We start from the raw sequence: 22188 nt of genomic DNA, 5'->3' as shown, positions 1-22188 counted from the left end.
TCCTTATGGTTAGGGTAGCTAAAAAACAAAATAAGCTCCCTGTTTCCAGGAAGCTCTTTTTTCCGACCTCAAATGAGGTGCCCGATGTAAATTTTATACCTTATTTCAAAAATTGTCAACTAGAATTATTCTTCTAGATTTTCTTCATCATCAGAATAGTCATCATCTTCTTCGTTCAATTCAACTTCTTCCTCGCCGATTTCATCATCAGGAACGATTTCGTTGATTTCTGAATCGTAGGACTCTACTTCATCCTTCTCATCATCTGGATTTTCTTCGTCATAACTTGAATCTACTTCTTCTGCTTCATAGCCATCATCTTCTGGATCATCATTACCATAGTCAATGGCATCTTCATCACCATCCATAAAGGCATTGACACGTTTTTTCTTGCGTTTTGGCGCATCGTCATCGTCTTCTTCAAGCGTAATCACTTCTTCGTCAATCTCATCGATGGCATACCATGAGCGCAGACCCCATTTGTTATCACCAAGGGGGATAAAACTACCGTCTACGTTCAAGTCCGAATAGAAAGTTGGAAGAGAAGCACGAATATCACTGTTTGATTTTTCTAGGTAATTTTGAACTTCATTGACCAAATCATTGAAGTACATTTCACTATCACGGCCACGCTCTTCTAAAATCGCACGTGCCACTTCAATCATGGACAATTCACTTTTTTCTTGACCTGCAAATACGTTTAATTCCAAGGTTTTTCTCCTTTTTTTGTCTTTCCTCACTATTTTACGCTAAATCCAGTGATTAGTCAAAGAAATTTGCACTGGACTTCTCAAGATGAGAAAAACGGCCCCAAGGACCGTTCATTTTCATAGCTTATTTAACCGTTGCAGTTGATGTTACCAATTCAACAGCTTTCTTCACAGCGATGTCATGTTGCAACATGTCAGCTGAAAGAAGACCTTTCACTTGTTCTACTTCCATATTGTAAGTTGCTGCTAAGTCAGCAATTTCTTTTTCAACTTCTTCTTCGCTTGCTTCAAAACCTTCAGCCTTTGCGATTGCTTCAATCACTAAGTTAGTCCTAGTCCGTTTTTCAGCATCCGCTTCGTGTTGAGCATGCAAATCTTCCTCAGTTGTACCAGTGATTTGGAAGTACAATTCTTTAGTGATCCCTTGTTGTTGCATACCATTTAAGAACTCGTTCATTGAACGATGTACTTCTTCATGTACCATTTCACCTGGAAGGTCAACGATTTCTGCATTTTCAACAGCCAATTCAATAGCTGCCGCTTCTACTGCATCGTCAAAAGCTGCTACTTTAGCTTCTTCCAATTCTTTGCGGTATTTTGCTTTCAATTCGTCAAGAGTTTCCACTTCTTCGTCGATATCTTTTGCCAATTCATCATCCAAAGCTGGAACTTCTTTTGCTTTAACTTCATGAATGGTTGTTACAAAGAGAGCGTCTTTACCAGCGAGGTCAGCTGCTTGGTACTCTTCTGGGAATGTTACGTTCACATCAACAGTTTCACCAGCTTTGCTACCGACCAATTGCTCTTCAAAACCTGGGATAAATTGACCTGAGCCAAGTTCAAGTGAGTAGTTATCACCTTTACCACCATCAAATTCAACACCGTCAACTGATCCAACAAAGTCAATAACCACTGTATCACCCATTGCTGCAGCATCTTCTTTGATAGTCAATTCAGCCAAGTTATTACGCTCACGCTCAACTTTAGCGTCTACTTCTTCATCCGTTACTTCTTTAGAAACTTCTACTGAGACCGCAAGATCTTTGTAGTCACCCAATTTTACTTCAGGTTTTGTAACGACTTCAGCATTGATAGTCCAGTCTTGGCCTTTTTCCATTGACACAACATCAATTTTTGGTTGTGCAACCACTTCAAGACCAGCTTCTTTTACAGCTGCTTCATAAGCATTTGGCAACAATGCATTGACGACATCTTCGTAAAGAGCTTCTTCACCAAATTTTTGGTTGAAGACTGCACGTGGCAAGTGACCTTTACGGAAACCTGGCAAATTAATGCTTTTTTTTACTTTGTTAAATACGCGGTCCAATTCTGGTTTAATAGCTTCTTGAGCGATTGTGAAGGTCAAAACGCCGCGGTTTGTTTCTTTTGATTCAAATGATACAGACATGAAGTCATACTCCTTAAAATTTTATTGTCATTCCTATCAATTCTATCATAAAGTCATGAAAAATCAAGTTTTACTACTGATTTTTACAAGAAAAGAAAACGCAATTTTAGGATTTCTCAAGAAAAAAAGAGAAGATTTTCTCCTCTGATTTTTAATTTTTCCGTATGGCGTCTGTGCTATAAGTCGCACGCGCTCCACCAATCAATTTTGGTCGACTGGCTAGGGCTGTCACATGAGCACCGCCCAACTCACGCTGAACAGGAATCAGTGGCACTTGCACACGCTTGACATGCATGCCGATACTGGTATCACCAATATCCAGACCTGCATGAGCCACAACTTCTTCTACTTCGACAGGATCTGTCATCAGCTTGAAGGCAGCCACTTGTCCGCTTCCACCAGCGTGCAAATTCGGGATGACACTGACAATTTCTAGATTTTTATCCTCTGCTACCTGATGCTCCACTACTAGAGCGCGATTGAGGTGCTCACAACCCTGTACTGCCAAATGAATACCACGTGGGCTTAATTCATCTAAAATCGTTTTGACAATGGTTTCCCCAATTTCGAGACTAGAATTTTTCCCAATGATACCACCTGCTACTTCACTAGATGACAATCCTAGAACAAAAACCTGCCCTTTCTTGATAGCAGAGCGTTCCAGCACATCCAGTAGGATGACACGGGTTTGTTTTTCTAACTCCTTGAGATTCATGCTGCACCTCTTTGTGGTACTTTTTGAATGGCCAAACACAGGCTATAACCACCAATGATACCGACAGCATTCTGCAGTACATTCCCCAAAATACCACCGATAGCTCCACCCAATCCATATCCCAGAACCAAAGCAGCTACCACATACCAGCCCACCATGGCTAGACTTGCCAAGACGATGCCAAGGATGCGTTTCTTGCCGGTCCACCCTGCAAAGAAACCTTGGGCGCCATGGGCGATGAGACTGTGAATCATGTATTGCGGATATCCCAAGAGCAGGTCAATGAGGAAGCCAGACAAGCCACCTACAATGGCACCTGACTTGGAACCCAGATAAAAAGCTGTAAAATAAACTCCGATATCCAGGAGAGTCAAAAATCCTGTTGGGGAGGGGATGTGAACGTAGGCTAAGGCTACGCTGAGAGCAGTCAACACAGCTAAGAGGGTCAATTCTTTTGTTTTTTTATTGGTCATAGTTTTGTTTCACTCCATATTGATCTGAATGAAGGATAGCCTGGTAGACAAAATCCTTGGACTCTTTGACGGCCTGGAAAACTGACTTTTCAAGTACCAACTGACTAGCGATACTAGATGCGAAGGTACAACCAGCACCGACATTGTTCTTCTCTGAAACAGGATATTCCAAGACTTGAAAGACCTTGCCATCGTAGAAGACATCGACAGCCGCTTCTTGGCTAAAGCGATTACCACCTTTGATGACCACGTTTTTGGCACCCAAATCATGCAAGTCTTTCGCCACTACCTTCATATCCTCCAAAGTCTTGATGTTTCTTTGGGACAAAAGCTCCGCTTCTACCAAGTTTGGTGTGATGATGGTGACATAAGGGAAGAATTTCAAGAGCTCTTCACGCAGGGCACTGACTTCCACGTCATGACTTTCCTTGCAGACCAGAACTGGATCCAACACGACCGGAATGTCAGAATGGTTCTTGACAAAATCCAAAGCCAATTCAGCAATTTCCACATTGGGTAAAAGACCTAATTTAATAGCTGAAAAATCAACATCTTTGAGACTATTGAGCTGATGGGCGAAAATCTGGCTGTCTGTGGCAAAAACTTCAAAGCCATTTTTCGTCATAGCTGTCAAACAGGTCACAGCCACAAAGCCGTGAAGGTGATTGGTATTATAGGTTGCCAAGTCAGCATAGAGGCCGCCACCACTAAAAATATCATTGCCAGACAGGGCTAAAACATACTTAGTCTTCATAGATAATCTCCTTTAAATAAAGTCCATTCCCAGCAGCAGTTGGACCGGCAAGATTCCGGTCTTTCGATTCTAGAACAGTCTTGATTTGACTGACTGGCAACCTCCCATTTCCAATCTTGAGTAAGGTTCCAACCATATTACGAACCTGCTTATAGAGAAAGCCATTCCCCGAGAATGTGAACACTAGAAAACCCGTCTTTTCATCTACTTCAAGCTCTGCCCGAGTGATGGTGCGAACCTTGTTTTCTACAGCTGTTCCCGAGGCAGTAAAACCTGAAAAATCGTGTGTCCCCACCAAATCCCCGATAGCTTCTTGCATCGGTCTCATCTCTAAGTGATAGGGATAATATGTAGCATAGTTTCGCATCATAGGATTTTTGGGTTGCCCATTATCCACCAGAAACTCATAGGTCTTACTATGTTTCGTGTAGCGAGAATGAAACTCATCTGTCACCTCTTCGATGGAGACAATATCCAAATCTTCAGGCCCTTGTGTATCTAAGGCAAAACGTAGTTTTTCAACGTCCCTTGCCTGAGGCAAATCAAAATGGATGACCTGACCATAAGCATGAACCCCCGAATCTGTCCGTCCAGCACCATGCACTCTTACAGGCCGACCAGAGTTCAAGCGCAACAATGTTTTTTCTAATTCTTCCTGAACAGTCCTCTCCTCCGGTTGGCGTTGGAAACCAGAAAAGAGAGTGCCATCATAGGAAATGACTGCTTTATATCTTACCATGGATTTATTGTAGCACGGATAAAAGCCTGATTCTATCCTCATTTTCATCGTCTGTACTAGCACAGATGGCAAAGTAATTTCATTCGCACTAGAAGAAAAAAAGGTGTATAATAAAAAAAATAAAAGAAAGGAGCCAGGCCATGTCTATCAGTCTTCAAGAAGTTCTTGATCACCTAAAAAAAGATAATATTCGCATTACTGAAACCCGAAAAGCTGTCATCCACTATTTAATGAATAGCAAAGATCACCCTAGCGCTGAAATGATTTACCAGGATCTCCTGCCTACCTTTCCCAATATGAGTCTGGCAACTGTCTATAATAACCTTAAACTACTCATGGATGCCGGCTTTATCACCGAGTTAAAACGAAAAAATGACACAACAGTTTACTATGATTTCATGGGTCACGACCATGTCAATCTCATTTGTCAACAGTGCGGAACCATTTCCGATTTAGAAATTGACCAACCTTCTCTCATTGAACTGGTTGAGAAAGAAACCGGCTATCATATCCAAAAAGAAGTCCTGACTCTCTATGGATTATGTCCAAATTGCCAAAAATAAAAAAAGCTTGGAATTGTGAACATTCCAGGCTTTTAATATGTTGCTAAATTTTTTTCAAGTTTAGTTTGACCAAAAGCATAAAGACTACAAATAACCCAGTAAATGAGAGCTACACAGATATACACTGTCATGTAATCCGATTTAGCACCTCCGACAATTTTGGCCTTATTAAAGATCTCAGGAACTGTGATCATAGCTGTCAAAGAGGTACTCTTTACCATATCCAGAAGGACATTACTGAGTGGCGGCAAAGCGATACGAAAGGCCTGAGGGATGATGATTTTCCGATAGATGACAGGCGTTGGCAAACCGAGAGACTTAGCTGCTTCCCATTGCCCCTTATCAACCGCCTGCAATGATGCACGAATAATCTCAGAAATGTAGACACTAGACATGGAAGTGAAGGCTAGAATAGTCGAGCTAATAGCATCCAGTTGTATCCCCATAAAAGGCAAACCAAAGTAGATAAAGAAGAGAAGAACCATGAGCGGAATCCCCCTCATAAGAGAAGTATGCCACATAGCTAACCAACGAAAAGGACCAAAATTTGACATTCGTAGCAAGGCTACAAAGAAACCTAGAAAGGTCCCTAATAGAAAACCAAGAAGAGAGAGGGCCAGAGTATAGGGGAGACCTTCTAAGATAACAGGCAGAGCTTCTAATGCCAAACGAGGATCAAAAACAGCTTGCCAATGAATAGACATAAAATGAACACTAAGAGTCAATTGAAATCTCTATGGAGATTACTCATTCAAAATAAGAATGAGGCCCATATTCATTCAAAGGGGCTTCTATAAGATACCCAACTCTTCCTTTCTCTCTAAAATAAGAAGAAAAGATTGCCAGGCAATCCTCTCTTGTACAATAAATTCGCTAATGTAACTTAGTCTAATTCCACAACCGGTAGATTTTCAGAACCTTCTGCAGGTTTGGTTAAATCTTGACCAGCATAGTATTTTTCTGAGATGGCTTTCAAACTACCATCTTCTTTCATTTCTTTGATTACCTTATCCAACTCGTTTTTGAGACTATCATCTTTTTTACTCATAACAATTGCAGATTCTGTTGGGTTGTATTGAACATTTCCCATCTTAACTTTAATATCTGGGAATTTTTCTGTAATCACTTTAACAGCGATGACTTGTGTATAGTAATCATTTGGAATAAAGTCCGTACGGCCTGTTGAGACATCGCGAAGATAAACATCGTTTGTTACGTTATCATAGATAACGGGTTCTGCTCCTAATTTTTCCGCGATACGCATGAAGGTTGTACCAGCACCACCACCAGCTTTTTTGCCTTTCCAGTCTGACAAATCCTCAGCAGTGATATTGGACGATCCATCTTCACGGACAATCATACCCGATACAGAATACTTATAACTCTCTGACATATTGTATTTTTCAAGGCGTTCAGGTGTCGGTGTCAAGTTGTTGACAGACACATCAACCTTTCCGGAGTCAACCGATGTCAATGCTTCTGCCACACCGATTTCCTGGTATTCAATTTTCAAATCCAAACGTTTGCCGATTTCGTTCATCATGTCAATTTCATAACCAACGAGTTCCTTGTCTTCATTGTAATATGAAGTCGGGAAAAGAGTAGCAGGAGTCGCAACTTTCAAGATACCTGCTTCTTTGACACGATTCCACTCAGTGACGGTGTTTTCAGATGAGTTTGAAGCAGTGCTTGAACAAGCAGCCAAGACAAGGGATGAGAGAACAAGAGCCGAAGCTAGTACTTTTTTCAACATAAAAATCTCCTTTTAATAAGATGGACTGAACGAAATTCCTTTTGGAATGATCAACAAGTTTGAACCAAGCCCCAAGAAACAGATAGACCGATCCTTCACAAAATCTAGTGGACTTTATAAAGCTGCACGCTAGTCTTTTTCTATCTCAAAGTGCAAAGAGAAAACTTATTTTTGTTCTGTTACCATATGACATACAAAAGGGTAACATAAGATTATCTCTTTATCAATTATTTAAACCGGAAATTTTATCTGATGTTTAAGAAGCCTTGATTCTCCATCTGTTCAGACAAGACCAACAATAAATCCTCTCGACCTTTAGCAGCTGTCAACTGAATCCCAATCGGCAAATCATTTTTTGTCTGGTAAGTTGGCAAAGAGATAGATGGTTGCCCTGTCAAATTAGAAAACATAGTAAAGGGCGTCCAGACCAGACTTTTTTCAAACATGGCCCAAATGAGGTCCTGTTGGTCTTGCATAGAAAATTGTTCCATACTAGCTAGATTATGTTGCAAATCGGATGACAATTTGAATTGTCCATGGAGGGGCGCTACATCTGCTACTGTCGGTGTTAAGAAGAGATCATATAATGTATGGAAATCAGCCATTTGGGCACTGAATGCATCCCAATCTTGCAATGTCTTAGAATAGATTTTAGCTGGGATCGTTTGACCAGACTGATAAATAGCCCAAGTCATCACTTCCATATCATCCATGGTCATCTTTCGACCAAGGTTCCTTTCAATCTGATCAAACATCTGAGCCGTTTCCACACTGTTCATGAGATAGTAAGATTTGACCACTTCAATGCCATCAATGGGGAAACTAGGCAATTCTACTACTTCATGTCCCAAGGTTTTCAGAAAGGCAACTGCCTCCAAAACTGCTTCTTGAGCATGGCTGGATACCTCACTTCCAATCGGCGATACCAAACAATAAGCAATTTTTAATGGTCTGTCCAATTTAGCATTGAGTTGGGTATCTGATAAGACTGGCAGTGGGAAAGGACTCTCTAACTGACAAGTTTGCATCCCTCCAAGGAGAGCTTTTGTGTCACGAATAGATTTGGTGATAGCAAAATTGACAGAAGCCCCTTGCCAGCCCCGATAGGATGAGGGGCCAACTGGTATGCGTCCTCTGCTGGTTTTGAGTCCGATAAGGCCATTGAAAGAAGCTGGAATACGGATGGATCCACCGCCATCAGATGCGGCAGCTAAGGGGACCATGCCAGATGCCACTGCCGCAGCTGCACCACCAGAAGAACCACCCGCATTACGAGTGAGGTCTGCTGGAAGATTGACAGCCCCATGGATACTGGCATCGGAAATATTCTTAAATCCAAATTCCGGCGTATTCGTTCGTCCTAAGATGATAAAACCAAGTTTTTCCAGTCGCTCCACAAAATAATCAGTCTGACTAGATCGATAGTGAGAAAAGAGCCTCGATCCTGATGTAGAAATTCGACCTGCTTGATTTTGTCCCAGATCTTTCAAGAGCAAGGGGACACCTGCAAAAACTTGATCGGAAAATTCAAATACTCTAGCTTTTTTTCTAGCTTCATCATACTGTTTCTCGACTACTGCATTGATAGTAGGATTTCCTTTCTCAATCTGAGCAATACTATCTTCTACCAAATCTAGCGGTGAAACCTGACCACCTTTCACCGCTTGTGCCATCTCTAACCCATCTTTAAATTCCATTTGTATTCCCTCTCATTTTCATTAGCCTATCAAGAATAAGAAAAAAATGCAAGTTAGAGAAAAAGAAAAGACCCAGTCGCTACTGAGTCTCTTATTTACAATTCATCGAAAGCATCTTTCACTTTACCAAAGAATCCCTTTTTCTGCGGATTAACTTGGATATCACCTGCTGCCGCAAATTCTTTCAAGGCTGCCTTTTGACGATCATTCAAGCCAGTTGGGGTTACGATATTAACCGTTACGTACTGATCACCAACTGCACCACCCCGCAAGCTTGGAGCACCTTTGCCCTTGAGACGGAACTTGCGTCCAGTTTGTGTTCCTTCTGGAATCACCAGATCCACATCACCGTGAACAGTTGGTACATGAACTGTGTCACCTAAGGTTGCTTGGACAAAGTTGAGATTTAGTTTGTAATAGATGGTTGTCCCTTCACGCTCAAACTTATCAGATGCCTGAACTTGGATAATGACAAAGAGATCTCCATAGGGGCCACCATTAAAGCCAGCTTCCCCTTGACCTGCCAAACGGATTTGTTGACCAGATTCCACACCAGCTGGAATTTTAACTGTTACGGTGTGAGAACGTTTCTCATGACCTGTTCCGCGACAAGTATCACATGGGTTTGGAATTTGCTGACCACGGCCATGACAGGCATCACAAGTCATTTGACGACGCATAGTTCCCAGTGGTGTTTGAGTGTCCACATTGATAATACCTGAACCATGACAGCGACTACATGTAGTCGGATGAGTTCCTGGTTTGCAACCCGTTCCTGTACAGGTATGACAGCTAGCTTCACGATTATAGCTCACTTCTTTTTCAGCACCAAAGACGGCCTCTTCAAACTTGAGTTGAACACGGTACTGCAAGTCATCACCTTGACGAGGGGCATTAGGGTTGCGTTGAGCACCACCACCTCCAAAGAAACTGGAGAAAATGTCCTCAAAGCCTCCAAAACCACCACCATCAAAACCTGAGAAACCACCGCCTCCAAAGCCTCCATTGGCACCTGCAGGGCCAAATTGATCGTAGGAAGCACGTTTTTGCTCATCACTCAAAGTCTCATAAGCTTCCTGAACATCCTTATACTTCTGCTCAGCACCCGCTTCCTTATTGATATCTGGATGGTATTTTTTAGAAAGCTTACGATATGCTTTCTTTATCTCGTCCTGAGAGGCGCTTTTGGAAACACCCAGACGATCGTAAAATTCTGTATTGTTCATAATTAAGATACAAGGGGCGTCAAAGGGACACAGCTAAAATAGTAATTTTAATGACAGACGTCTTGCGTCCTAGTTAAAATTATCTTTTTGGCTCATTCCCTGGCCCGTGTTCAGTGAAGAACACCTGTATTCCTTTCTGTAATTTCATCTCAAAGAAAATAGGAAACTATCCGAAGATGTTCGTATCTAGGTAAAGTTTATCTTTTTTCACAGAGTCGTAGGCGCATTCAAATCCGCAAAATAGATTTTATACTCTTTGAAAATCAAAAATATACTTTGTTAAAGCTCCTTGCCTACCACAAAGCTCTTTCGGCGGGTTCAATTCCTTTCATAATGCGTGGTAACGGTCAGTTTTGCGACCTGCGGTCGTTTCAGTTTCATTTACCGAAAAACAGAGGCTGGGTTGCAACCTCTGGATTTCTTACGTCTACTATCTTGATGACAGTTTCCTCAATGAAATTTAAAACTAAGCTGAGTAACTCGACGAAGATTCTACTGATGTTCATCGAGGAAAGTCAACACCACTTAGTAAAGATCTTCGGTTCCCTATCATGCCTCGCTTTCGAATTTTCAAGCTCGGGATAAAACAATCCCTAGGCCGGCCACGTGTTTCGTATTTCTAGCACGTGGGCTAAAAAGGTTCCCCGAACCTTTTTACTTTTCCGTAAACTCGCCATCTACCACATCATCACCTGCTGGGTTTGCTTGGCTTGCACCTTCTGCTCCAGCTTGTGCTTGTTGTGCTGCTGCGGCTTGCTCATACATTTTCACTGCAAGGGCTTGTGCTTTTTCGTTGAGAGCTTCCAATTTGGCTTTCATGTCGTCAAGATTACCTGCTTCTTGGGCTGCTTTCAACTCATCAAGAGCTGCTTGAGCAGCATCACGTTCTGCATCGAAACCTTTGCCTTCTGTTTCTTTGATGGTCTTCTCAGTAGCAAAGATAGCTTGGTCCACATCGTTACGAAGATCCACTTCTTCCTTACGTTTTGCATCTGCTTCAGCATTAGCTTCTGCATCCTTCATCATGCGGTCGATTTCTTCATCTGTCAGACCTGAATTAGATTGGATGACGATGTGTTGTTCTTTTTGTGTACCAAGATCTTTAGCTTTTACAGAAACAATACCGTTTTTGTCGATGTCAAATGTTACTTCAATTTGTGGAATACCACGAGGAGCTGCAGGGATGTCAGTCAGTTGGAAACGACCAAGTGTTTTGTTGTCCGCTGCCATTGGGCGCTCACCTTGCAATACGTGAATGTCTACCGCTGGCTGATTGTCTGCTGCAGTTGAGAAGACTTGTGATTTCGAAGTTGGGATGGTTGTGTTGCGGTCAATGAGTTTTGTGAAGACACCACCCATTGTTTCGATACCCAGTGACAATGGTGTTACATCCAAAAGAACAACGTCTTTGACATCACCAGTGATAACACCCGCTTGGATGGCAGCACCCATAGCTACTACTTCATCCGGGTTTACAGATTTGTTTGGCTCTTTACCAGTTTCAGCTTTAACAGCTTCCACAACAGCAGGAATACGTGTTGAACCACCTACTAGGATAACTTCATCGATTTCTGACAGGGCAAGGCCAGCATCAGAAAGGGCTTGGCGAACTGGAACTTTTGTACGTTCTACTAAGTCGCGAGTCAAATCGTCAAATTTAGCACGTGACAAGCTCATCTCCAAGTGAAGAGGGCCAGCTGCGCCTGCAGTAATGAATGGTAAGCTGATTTGTGTTGTTGTCACACCGGACAAGTCTTTCTTAGCTTTTTCAGCTGCATCTTTCAAACGTTGAAGTGCCATCTTGTCTGCTGAGAGGTCAATGCCGTTTTCTTTCTTGAATTCAGCCACCAACCAGTCGATGATTTTTTGGTCAAAGTCATCACCACCCAGTTTGTTATCACCAGCAGTTGCCAATACGTCAAAGACACCGTCACCTAACTCAAGGATAGATACGTCAAATGTACCACCACCAAGGTCAAATACCAAGATTTTTTCATCTTTGTCAACTTTGTCCAAACCGTAAGCAAGTGCTGCTGCAGTTGGTTCGTTGACGATACGTTCTACTTCAAGACCAGCAATTTTACCAGCATCTTTGGTTGCTTGACGTTGGGCATCGTTAAAGTAAGCAGGAACAGTAATAACTGCTTTTTCTACTTTTTCACCAAGGTACTCTTCTGCGTAACCTTTCAAATATTGAAGAATCATAGCAGAGATTTCTTGTGGCGTGTAGTCTTTCCCGTTAGCAGAAACTTTTTCTGATGAACCCATTTTTGATTTGATAGACATGATAGTGTCTGGGTTTGTAACTGCTTGACGTTTTGCAGCATCCCCTACAATGATTTCACCATTTTTAAAAGATACTACTGAAGGGGTTGTACGGTTCCCTTCTGGATTTGCGATAATTTTGCTTTCAGTTCCTTCAAGAACTGCAACTGCTGAGTTAGTTGTACCTAAGTCAATACCGATGATTTTAGACATAATTAAGATACCAAGAACGTTGAAATAGTCCAGTGGACTGTTTCAATCGGGAGATATGGAAAGCAAAGCTTTCTTCTTCTAGCGATTAATAAAAAACGTTCAATTCCTTTCCAAATTTAAAGTAATATTTCTTTTTTCTATTTCATAGTTTTATGACATCGCGGTCAGGTTTATCTAATTATAAACAACCACCATTGCTGGTCTTAACAGACGCTCATGGAGTTGATAGCCTTTCTGGAAGACTTGGGCGATGGTGTCTGACGGATGCTCATCATCTGCAGGCAAGGTTTGAACGGCCATATGGAAGTTATGGTCAAAGTTTTCCATAGGAACTTCTTCGATCCCCTCTTCTTTTAGAGCTTGGACCAAGCTTTCTTGAACCATTTCAATTCCTTTTTTGACATCTTCTGTCAAACCTTCAACAGCCAAGGCACGCTCCAAGTTATCCAAACTTGGGATAATTTTCTTAGCCAAATCTTGTGAACGGTAGCGTTGCAAACTTTGGCGTTCTTCATTAGCCCGACGCTGAATGTTTTGCATTTCCGCGTGAGCTCGTAAGTATTTATTTTCAAAATCTTCAGCTCGTTCATTTGCTAAGTCTAATTCCGACTTTTCAGGAGCTTCTGTTGTGTCTTGAACAGTTTCTTCTGTCTCTTCGACTTCTTCTAACACTTCTTCATTTTTGATTTCTTCTGACAAGTTAACACCTCTTTCAATTTATATTAATGGACTTCGTAATGATTGCTATTGAGATAGCGGTAATAATCACCTAGCTTCATAGCCAGAACCCGACCGATAATATTGATAAGACTGACACTTCTGCGGTAATCCATATCAATTGGACCGATCAAACTCAAGATACCAAATCCTCGATAAGGAATGAGGAAACGATGGGCTAAAATAGTGACGTTGGCTAGAGCAACTTCTTGACTTTCTGCAACTTGGACACTAGCCATCTGATCTTCACCCAGTTGGTTTCGGAAAGTCAAAGCAACTCCCTGCTCATCATCCAAAAATTGGTAGGTTTTGACATCAGCATACTCCAGAGAATTAACCTTTCCAGACACGAAAACTGTTTCTTTGAAAAGTTCAGCAAAGATGTAGTCGAATAAATCGAGTACATTATCTGTGGTCGAAAAATATTTCTGAACAATCTGCGGAATTTCTGTTCGCAGCTTGTAATGAATATCCATGACCGGTCGTCCTAAGAGCCTCTCATCTACAATATCCTTAAGGATCTGCAAATCACGAGTCAAAAAGTTTTTGGGAATAGCAAATTGAATGGTAGCCGGCTTGGATTCATCCAAGGTCAAAACAGCCAAAGCATCATGATTGGATAGCTGAACGATGTCGAAAGCAGTTAGTTTTTGTCTGGCTGGTTCAACATCTAAAATCACGGATGTGTATCCCGTCAAATCTGCTAAAATCCGTCCTGCTTTCTGCAAAATATCTTCTAATTTAAAGGCCTCAAAATCGAAAGCCTTAATAACTTGGTAGATATCTTGCTCGTCAATACTATCAATATTGAGGGAATGTTGTACAAAATACTTAAACCCCTCTGGACTTGGCATGCGTCCACTCGATGTGTGAGCTTTTTCCAGCAGACCCAGCTTTTCCAGTTTGGCCATATCATTACGAATGGTGGCGCTGGAGGAGTCAATCAAGGCCTGAAGAGCCTTTGATCCAACAGGCTCATGCGTCTGCGTAAAGAGGTCGACAATCAGATTTAAAATCTCATTCTGTCGCTGGGTTATCACAAATACCATCACCCCCTGTGGTTTACAGAAACTTACTTGGTAAGTTACATTCCAATCTACACCACCCTACTCCTAGGATGGCTTAGCACTCTGTGCTATCGAGTGCTAAGCATACTTTTATTATACCCTCTTTTTTCATCTTGTCAAGAAAAAATTAGCACTCTCTTTACAAGAGTGCTAAAAATCCGTCTAGAGACTGATAGTCTTTGAAAATCAACATTAAATTTTGTTAGAACTCCTTGTCTACCACTAGGTCTATCTGCGTTGCTTGCCTCATCTGCTTTTGCTTTTTTTGAGCATGAGACATCAAAAAAATCAATCCATCTGAGGATGAACTGACTTTCTGTTTTACTTGGATTGAGCTAGAATTTCAGCTCCACGTTGTCGATAAGACATATCTCCGACCGACTCAACCTGCATCTTACCATTTTCATATTTAATAACGGTGATACTACCATTGTCTAAGACTAGACGTTTCTTATCTTCGGGATCCAATAAATCAGCCAAGGTCGCAATAGTCATACCATGGCTAACAACAAAGGCATTTCCACCACCTTGTTTTTCTACTTCTCGAGCAATCGATTCAAAACCAGATAAAATCCGACTTCTCAGGACATCCCAAGTTTCTGCCCAGCCGGCCGTATCCGCTTCATAGATACCATTGGCAATTTCCTCAAAGGACATAGAAGCCGAATCAACAATGCCACTAATGCGAGGAAGCACCCCACTAAATAGTTCTGCATCGTACATGCCCTCAAAACTACCAAAACACCACTCACGGATACGTTTGTCCTGATAATAAGGGATTTTCCCCAAAATTCCCATCTCCCGCTGAGCAATCGTAATGGTCTGAACAGTTCGCCCTAAATCACTCGAAACAGCTAGTTTAAAATCTAACCCATCAGCCTTGAGACCAAGACCTAATGCACGGATTCCTTCTTCTCCAACCTTAGTCAAAGGTGTGTCAGCCCATCCCTGAATCCGACCAATCGAGTTAAACATCGTTTTCCCATGACGGGCAATATAGAGTTTCGTTTCTGTCATTGTCATTCCTCCTACTTCCTATCATTATATCAAGAAAAACTTGAAAAATGTCAATTAACACTCAAAGAACATTAAAGATAGATGAGACAAAGCGGGGGCAGATAGGCCTAATAGCTTTAACAAAGAAGCATGTTGTTTTCAGAGAGTACAAAGGTAACTATTTTAGAAAAACATCCTCCTCAGCAAAAAAATACCGGTCACGAATGACAGGTATTTAAGGAGATTATGAAAAATATTTAGGATTGTCTTTATTATATACTCATCGGTTGAACTTTTCATCCGACCTGAGACCGATTTTGCACTTACGATGAAAATAACGATTCGGTGTCTACTAGTTACATGCAAAAATGACACTCCGGACAAGAACAAACTTTTTGAAGAACCCAACTACCAGATCCTTGTTCACATTATCCTTTCTTATCTTTAATTTGAATCCTGTTGATTTTTCGACATCTTTTTTCGACCAATGAAAACGTAATGTATACCAGCACCAATTAAGAGAAAAGATTGATACATAATGGTTGAACCAATGATGGCATAGCCTGTTAAATGATTGACATTTGTTTCAAATGTAGAAGCTCCATTGTTGAAGGATGCTGCCCCGAATAACAAGGCTAGGAAAAACACAATGACCATCGCAATCACAAAGGCAGAATATGGACTACTGTACTTCAGCACTCGGCCAATCATAGCACCAACTAATAAATTCATACTTAGAAAAAGAAAGAAAACTGTTAGAATGCCTAAAATCATAAACAGGCCACCAAGAGCTAATCCTGCAAGAACTTTAGAAAGTGCAAATAGAAGGACAAAACCTACTAAAGACAGCATTCCCCACTTAAGCATAACTTCTCCTTTTTTAATTTTTAAAGCTGTGAATCGGAGCTGGGATCTGACCACCACGAGCGATAAAATCAGCGGATGAGTTCTGGTTGACACGCATCACTGGAGCCGTTCCAAGGAGGCCACCAAACTCAATCATATCCCCTTCTTTTCCTTTAGGAATAATGCGGACTGCAGTCGTTTTCTGGTTGATCACACCGATAGCTGCTTCATCTGCAATCATGGCTGCAATCGTTTGGTAAGGAGTATCTCCCGGAATCGCAATCATATCCAAGCCGACCGAACAAATAGCTGTCATAGCTTCTAATTTTTCAAGATTAAGAGAACCACTTTGTACCGCTGCAATCATCCCCTCGTCTTCTGATACAGGAATAAAGGCACCGGACAAACCACCAACTTGATTACAGGCCATAACTCCACCTTTTTTAACAGCGTCATTGAGCAGGGCAAGGGCTGCAGTTGTACCATGGGTACCAACCATCTCCAGTCCCATCTCTTCCAAGACCCGAGCAACAGAATCACCGACAGCTGGCGTTGGAGCTAGGGATAAGTCAACAATCCCAAACTTAACACCCAGTCGTTCAGAAGCTAGTTGACCAACCAATTGACCGATACGGGTAATCTTGAAGGCGGTTTTCTTAACTGTTTCGGCAACTACATCAAAACTTTCTCCGCGGACTTTTTCCAAAGCACGCTTAACGACACCAGGACCTGAAACACCAACATTGATGACAACATCCGCTTCTCCCACACCGTGGAAGGCACCAGCCATAAACGGATTGTCTTCAACTGCATTGGCAAAAACCACTAGTTTGGCAGGGCCCATTTCTGATTGTTCAGCTGTTTCCTTAATAATGCGTCCCATATCGCGGACCGCTGTCATGTTGATACCCGTCTTGGTGGATCCGATATTGACAGATGAACACACTTTTTGTGTTTCAGCCAAGGCACGCGGAATCGAATTGATGAGTATCTCATCCCCTTTTTGGTATCCTTTTTGCACCAGCGCAGAATAACCACCGATAAAATCAACGCCAATTTCATGGGCAGCCTTATCCAAGGCTTTGGCAATGGCTACATAATCCGTCGCATCCGTTGCTGCCCCAATCAAGGAAATAGGAGTTACTGATACGCGCTTATTAACGATAGGAATCCCTAGCTCCGCCGCAATTTCATCTCCGACAGCCACTAGATGAGCAGCCTTATCTACAATTTTAGTGTAAACTTTTTCTGCAACACGGTCGATGTCAGTATCAATACAGTCTAGGAGTGAAATACCCATGGTGATGGTTCGAATATCGAAATTTTGCTCCTCAATCATTTCAATGGTTTCAGTAACCTGTCTAATATCCATTTTTCATAATCCCCTATCTTACAAGTTGTGCATCGCATCAAAGATGGCAGCACTTTGAATGTTGATTTTAACATTTAAAGATTCACCATATGCTTCCAACTCTGAACGGAGAGCTGTGAAATCCTTCTTCTCATCCGATGAAACGACTGCCATCATAGTGAAAAATTCATCCAAAACGGTTTGCGAAATATCATCAATATTAAGACCAAGTTCCGCAATCTTTCCAGCCACACCTGCTACAATTCCTTTGCTATCTTTTCCCACTACTGTTACAATTGCTTTCATATCAAGTCTCCTTTGTTTTTTAACATTTTATCATAAATAAACTTAAAACTAAAGATATTATACATAATAAAAACCCTAAATTAGGGCTGTAAACGAATATTTTACACTTTTTTAATTTAAAATGCTTCTATCTTGGGAACGATTAGCATAAAGTTGCCAGTCAATACCACGCGCCTGACACCAATTTTGGACACTTGGTCCTAAGACTAAGTCCTTCTGACGCAATTGTTCCAGATTCTTAGCCCCCAGCATGGTCATAATCATCTTAGTATGCGACTTCATAATGCGAACGTTAGCAAGAGCATCTTCTAACCCTTTATCATTCTTAGCCATCTGCAAGAAGTGGTTAGAAAGACCAGCCATCTTAGCTCCCATAGAAAGTGCCTTAACAATATCCAGAGGATTTTTGATACCACCAGAAGCAATAATCTCAGGACGTTCTTGGTCAGAAAGAGACATGGCTTCAGCAAGGGAAATGACGGTTGATTGCCCCCAGCCATGCATGTAAGGATAGCGATCATAGGGACGACGAAGATCCTCAATTTTAGCGAAGTCTGTTCCGCCAGTTCCGGAAATATCCACTGTTTTTACACCGACCGATGCCAGTTGCTGAACAGTCTCACGACTCATGCCAAAACCGACTTCTTTAACAATAATTGGTACTTCCATTTCACGGACTAAGGTTTCGATATTGGTCAACCAATGACTGAAATCACGATCTCCCTCAGGCATTAAGATTTCCTGAGGAGCATTAACATGGATTTGCAGAGCATTGGCTTCTAATAAGTCCACAGCACGCTTAGCGTTCTCTACATCGTGATGGGCACCTAAATTAGCAAAAACGATGCCCTTGGGATTTTCCTTGCGAATAACTGTGAAAGTTTCTGCCACGGATGGATCTTTGATAGCGGCACTGACAGAGCCTGAAGCCACCGGAATCTTAGCTAAATATCCCAAAATCCCTAAATTACGATTGATCAGACCGGTCTCCTTTGTCCCACCTGTCATCGCATTGATAAAGAAAGGGGTTTGAATGTCTAACCCCGCAACAGTGGTAGAATAGTCTACATCATCTGTTTTCATCTGAGGAAGCGATTGATGGACAAAACGGGTTTCTTCAAAATCAACGGACGATTGACCCGTGTACTGTTGGCTGGCTAATAGAACGTGTTGATCCTTGCGGTCCTTTCCAAAATAACTATAATTTAATAAGTTTTCATCTATCTTAAAATCCAAAATTTAACTCCTCACTTCTTCAACAGAATTCCTGGCTGGATACTCTATTTCATCTTTCTTGCAAGAGTAAAATCTAAGGGAATAATCCCTGCCTCTTGCCATTTTTGGCGAATCTCATCTACTTGCTCTTTCTTTGTTACAAAAGCGATTCCACAATCCCCACCACCAGCACCGGATGTCTTAGCCACCGCACCTACCTCTTGCGCTAGTTGACATAACCTTTGTAAAACTGGTGTTTCAATCACCAAACCCATATCCCTTGCAAATTCTTGCAGAAGACGACGATTTTCTGCGATGCCTTCCTGGAATCTTAGGGCATCTCCTTCTTGACAAGAAGAGATGATCTGGTCCAGGCAATTTTTACTTCTACTCACAAATGCAGCATGTTTGACTTCTTTTTCTCTCTGACTAACTCTTTGACCAACATGCGCTACTAGGGCTTCTGTGGAGGACGGCCGACCTGTCCAGCCGACCAAGAATGAGATCGAAGCTGGCAAAGAAAGGCGCTCAATAGACAAGCCTGGCCAGGCTTGATCCAAGATTTCTGAAAAATGATGGTTTTCTACTTCTTGCCTTAACCAATCCCTGTCTACAGAATGATAGGCGATTAATCCACCATGACTGATGGCCGCCAAATCTCCGAAAGACCCCAGCATACCAAGTTTTATCTGAGCAAGCACCGAGAGCTGGTAAATCAGAAAACTTGCTGCTTCTATTTCATAGTAAGCCAGTACTGCCTTGATGGTCGCCACCGTTACTGCACCGGAAGAACCCAGCCCATATTTGATACCTGATGGCTCATCATCTAATTGACTATCGACAGATAAGTCATAAAAACCATCTGTTTTTATCCCTAGATGGCGTAGGTATGTCTCTGCCACATTCATAGCCGAAAAAATAAGGTCATAAGGATGGTCATCTTTGTTACTAATCTCTTCTTTAAGACGTTCCCAATGAACGAACTTATCCTGTTGACTGGAATAAACACTCCCTTGTGGACTACTTTTTATGGTGACGGTGAGATAGCGATCAATGCTAGCGATAAGAGCGGGTTGTCCAGTTTCTACCACAGCGTATTCACCAGCTAAAAAGAGTTTTCCTGGGACGGATACTTGAACGTACATGCTTAAATTCTTTCTGAAAATTTCTGATGAGATGCTTGCCAATCTTCCTGAGATAAGATAGAGGCAGCAGGACCTGGCAGACTCTTGATTATTTTTTCAGCAGGTAAGTAAGCCGACAAGGCTTGCACTAGGCGCTCCATGTCGCTTGCTCTACAGAGAACTTTGACATTGGGTCCTGCATCCATAGTCATATAGACTTGTAGATGTAAGTCTTCTCGAACCTGTCTCACTGCTTCTTGAGCTAGCAAGGAATCCGCCGTCCAATAGGTAAAGGGAGGGTTCGCTGACAAGGTAGTTGCATGCATCTTCATGCCATTGTGTTCGGTAATCTGACCAAGTGTTTCAAAATCTTTAGCTAGGATAGCCGTCTTAATCGCTGATAAATCTTCCTTGGTCGTCTCCAGCCAAGCCGGATAGAAAGGGGAGGTTTGCACAGTGTGTTCCATCCCCACACGGCTAGCGATTTTTTTCTCCTTAGTATCAACTGCTAATACCAGCATGCCAATATCCCAGTCAGCATCATCGATAGGGTAAGCCATAGAATCTGCTGAACCGGTCCCCATATCCCATTGGACAAAACCTCCGAAAAGGCTGCGGGTACTAGAACCAGATCCCCGTCTGGCAAAAGTGGATAGTTCTTGAGGCGTCATATTGAGTTTCAGTGCATCGGCTGATGCTAGAGCTAAGGCCGCAAAGGCTGATGCAGAACTGGCCAAACCGGCTGCGGTCGGCACAAAATTTAAACTCTCAACTCGAGCAAATCGCCCTTCACCTATATATTCGCGAAATAAATCTAAAAAGCGCGAAATTTTTTGAATTTCTTTTTCAGACTGTTCTTTGCCGTTTAAACTAAAACTATCCGCTGTATAAGTATCATCAAAAATTACCTTGGTATCTGTATAAAACGCGTCCAAGGTTAAAGAAAGACTCGAATTCATGGGCAGAAAGAGTTCCTGATCCCGTTTGCCCCAATATTTTATCAAGGCGATATTGGTATGTGCTCGGGCAATTCCCACAGCTTGTGTCATCTTATTCTCCTAAGTATTGTATCCAGGTTTGCCGGGCTCCGGCATCTTCCAAGGCTTGAGCAATATCTTGAGCCTGCCTCTGGTTTTCAGCTAAGGCAATCATACAACCGCCACGACCACCACCTGTTAATTTGGCACCCAAAGCTCCGTGCTCACGGGCCACTATTACCATTTGATCGAGTATGTCATCCGAAACAGTTAATTTTTGAAGAAGACTATGATCCTGATTCATGATTTGTCCTAAAATATTGGTTTGTCCTGAGCTCAGCAACTCCTTAGCACTACGGGTCAATTTACCCAACTCTTCAATCCATCTTTTGGCTTCTTGATTCCTTTGACACAGCAGGGCCACGTCTTTTACCGCTTCCAGAGTGTGACCTGTCTTTCCAGAATCCCCTACGACCAAATAGGCATCCACATTGATTTCCAAAGGCTGGATGGTTTTATCCTTAATAAAGAAAACAGGTTGTTTGCCACTGGTTGTTGCAGCATCCACACCAGAGGGATTTCCATGAGCAATTTTTTCCGAGGACTGAACGATGTCCCAGAGTTCCTGATCCGTCAGTTCTTTTTGGTAAAAGGCAAAGAGGGCTCTGGCAATGGCTACGGCTACCGCCGCACTAGATCCCATCCCTCGCTCTGCTGGGATGGTTGAATCAATGTCAATATGGATAGCAGGATCTGTCGGGGCTCCGATACGATAGAGGGAGAAGCGAATGGCGTGTTTGAGACTTTCCCAGATTTTAGGCATCTCATGGACCAGTCCCTGATAAAAAGCGCAGGAAACACTAAGAGCTTGGCCTTCTTGGGTCACCGTAGCTCGGATACCCACAGCAGAAAAGGGCATAGCAATAGCTGGTTGTCCATAGACTACTGCATGTTCCCCCATTAAAATGATTTTCCCGCTCGCCATCCCAACAACCATGACACCCTCCCTTATTTCACTCTTTTCATTATATCATGTTCGGCTAAATCCGACTAGAATCTTAAAACAAAACAGC

At 42.2% G+C, this 22188-nt stretch carries 22 protein-coding genes; 1 reads left to right on the top strand and 21 read right to left on the bottom strand.

What is annotated here, in order from left to right; translation table 11 throughout:
- Nucleotides 1–125: 125 nt before the first annotated feature.
- The 6 genes from rpoE to truA form a co-directional block, all read right to left on the bottom strand.
- Nucleotides 126–710 carry a DNA-directed RNA polymerase subunit delta gene (gene rpoE / locus BN1356_RS02800; RefSeq protein ID WP_093649899.1) on the bottom strand — a complete coding sequence of 195 codons (585 nt, stop codon included), beginning with the start codon at nt 708–710 and terminating at the stop codon, nt 126–128.
- A gap of 124 nt (nt 711–834) precedes the next feature.
- The gene (gene tig / locus BN1356_RS02795) at nt 835–2118 is read right to left on the bottom strand and encodes a trigger factor (protein ID WP_093649898.1); all 1284 of its coding nucleotides are present in this window, start codon (nt 2116–2118) and stop codon (nt 835–837) included.
- 151 nt (nt 2119–2269) lie between these two features.
- Nucleotides 2270–2833 carry a TIGR01440 family protein gene (locus BN1356_RS02790; protein WP_093649897.1) on the bottom strand — a complete coding sequence of 188 codons (564 nt, stop codon included), beginning with the start codon at nt 2831–2833 and terminating at the stop codon, nt 2270–2272.
- Nucleotides 2830–3306 (bottom strand): ECF transporter S component, encoded by a 477-nt coding sequence (locus BN1356_RS02785; RefSeq protein ID WP_093649896.1) that lies wholly within the window; start codon nt 3304–3306, stop codon nt 2830–2832. Before BN1356_RS02785 ends, BN1356_RS02790 begins: the two co-directional genes overlap by 4 nt.
- Entirely contained in the window at nt 3296–4060 is a 765-nt protein-coding gene (locus tag BN1356_RS02780) for a bifunctional hydroxymethylpyrimidine kinase/phosphomethylpyrimidine kinase (RefSeq protein WP_093649895.1), read from the bottom strand. Before BN1356_RS02780 ends, BN1356_RS02785 begins: the two co-directional genes overlap by 11 nt.
- Nucleotides 4050–4799 carry a tRNA pseudouridine(38-40) synthase TruA gene (truA, locus tag BN1356_RS02775; protein WP_093649894.1) on the bottom strand — a complete coding sequence of 250 codons (750 nt, stop codon included), beginning with the start codon at nt 4797–4799 and terminating at the stop codon, nt 4050–4052. Before truA ends, BN1356_RS02780 begins: the two co-directional genes overlap by 11 nt.
- Before the next feature lie 140 nt (nt 4800–4939).
- Between truA and BN1356_RS02770 the strand changes: the two genes are divergently transcribed.
- A complete protein-coding gene (locus BN1356_RS02770; RefSeq protein ID WP_093649893.1) occupies nt 4940–5362 on the top strand; it encodes a Fur family transcriptional regulator in 423 nt (140 codons plus the stop codon).
- A 32-nt stretch (nt 5363–5394) separates the two neighbouring features.
- Here BN1356_RS02770 and BN1356_RS02765 read toward each other — a convergent pair whose 3' ends face one another.
- From BN1356_RS02765 to mvk, 15 genes are all read right to left on the bottom strand, one after another.
- Complete coding sequence (locus BN1356_RS02765) at nt 5395–6066, bottom strand: amino acid ABC transporter permease (protein WP_093649892.1); 672 nt, start codon at nt 6064–6066, stop codon at nt 5395–5397.
- 179 nt (nt 6067–6245) lie between these two features.
- The gene (locus BN1356_RS02760) at nt 6246–7115 is read right to left on the bottom strand and encodes a transporter substrate-binding domain-containing protein (RefSeq protein ID WP_093649891.1); all 870 of its coding nucleotides are present in this window, start codon (nt 7113–7115) and stop codon (nt 6246–6248) included.
- 245 nt (nt 7116–7360) lie between these two features.
- The gene (locus tag BN1356_RS02755; protein WP_093649890.1) at nt 7361–8812 is read right to left on the bottom strand and encodes an amidase; all 1452 of its coding nucleotides are present in this window, start codon (nt 8810–8812) and stop codon (nt 7361–7363) included.
- Nucleotides 8813–8907: 95 nt separating this feature from the next.
- Nucleotides 8908–10038 (bottom strand): molecular chaperone DnaJ, encoded by a 1131-nt coding sequence (gene dnaJ / locus BN1356_RS02750; protein ID WP_093649889.1) that lies wholly within the window; start codon nt 10036–10038, stop codon nt 8908–8910.
- A 654-nt stretch (nt 10039–10692) separates the two neighbouring features.
- Nucleotides 10693–12516: a molecular chaperone DnaK gene (gene dnaK / locus BN1356_RS02745; protein WP_093649888.1), complete on the bottom strand. Its 1824-nt coding sequence runs from the start codon at nt 12514–12516 to the stop codon at nt 10693–10695.
- 174 nt (nt 12517–12690) lie between these two features.
- The gene (grpE, locus tag BN1356_RS02740) at nt 12691–13215 is read right to left on the bottom strand and encodes a nucleotide exchange factor GrpE (RefSeq protein WP_093649887.1); all 525 of its coding nucleotides are present in this window, start codon (nt 13213–13215) and stop codon (nt 12691–12693) included.
- A 23-nt stretch (nt 13216–13238) separates the two neighbouring features.
- Nucleotides 13239–14273: a heat-inducible transcriptional repressor HrcA gene (hrcA, locus tag BN1356_RS02735; protein ID WP_093650044.1), complete on the bottom strand. Its 1035-nt coding sequence runs from the start codon at nt 14271–14273 to the stop codon at nt 13239–13241.
- 348 nt (nt 14274–14621) lie between these two features.
- Nucleotides 14622–15317, bottom strand: coding sequence for a histidine phosphatase family protein (locus BN1356_RS02730; protein WP_093649886.1), 696 nt, complete (start codon nt 15315–15317; stop codon nt 14622–14624).
- A 423-nt stretch (nt 15318–15740) separates the two neighbouring features.
- Nucleotides 15741–16163: a hypothetical protein gene (locus BN1356_RS02725; RefSeq protein ID WP_093649885.1), complete on the bottom strand. Its 423-nt coding sequence runs from the start codon at nt 16161–16163 to the stop codon at nt 15741–15743.
- 13 nt (nt 16164–16176) lie between these two features.
- Complete coding sequence (locus BN1356_RS02720) at nt 16177–17514, bottom strand: PFL family protein (RefSeq protein WP_093649884.1); 1338 nt, start codon at nt 17512–17514, stop codon at nt 16177–16179.
- 18 nt (nt 17515–17532) lie between these two features.
- A complete protein-coding gene (locus BN1356_RS02715) occupies nt 17533–17799 on the bottom strand; it encodes an ACT domain-containing protein (protein ID WP_093649883.1) in 267 nt (88 codons plus the stop codon).
- A 111-nt stretch (nt 17800–17910) separates the two neighbouring features.
- Entirely contained in the window at nt 17911–19035 is a 1125-nt protein-coding gene (gene fni, locus BN1356_RS02710) for a type 2 isopentenyl-diphosphate Delta-isomerase (RefSeq protein ID WP_093649882.1), read from the bottom strand.
- 44 nt (nt 19036–19079) lie between these two features.
- Nucleotides 19080–20159 carry a phosphomevalonate kinase gene (locus BN1356_RS02705; protein ID WP_093649881.1) on the bottom strand — a complete coding sequence of 360 codons (1080 nt, stop codon included), beginning with the start codon at nt 20157–20159 and terminating at the stop codon, nt 19080–19082.
- Between the two features lie 2 nt (nt 20160–20161).
- Complete coding sequence (gene mvaD / locus BN1356_RS02700; RefSeq protein WP_093649880.1) at nt 20162–21187, bottom strand: diphosphomevalonate decarboxylase; 1026 nt, start codon at nt 21185–21187, stop codon at nt 20162–20164.
- Between the two features lies 1 nt (nt 21188).
- Nucleotides 21189–22112, bottom strand: a complete 924-nt coding sequence (mvk, locus tag BN1356_RS02695) for a mevalonate kinase (RefSeq protein WP_093649879.1) — start codon at nt 22110–22112, stop codon at nt 21189–21191.
- Nucleotides 22113–22188 lie beyond the last annotated feature (76 nt).

The organism is Streptococcus varani (genome assembly GCF_001375655.1).
Classification (GTDB): Bacteria; Bacillota; Bacilli; order Lactobacillales; family Streptococcaceae; genus Streptococcus; species Streptococcus varani.
The sequence above is the reverse complement of the archived record's forward strand: the minus strand, read 5'-3'. Positions and strand labels throughout refer to the sequence as shown.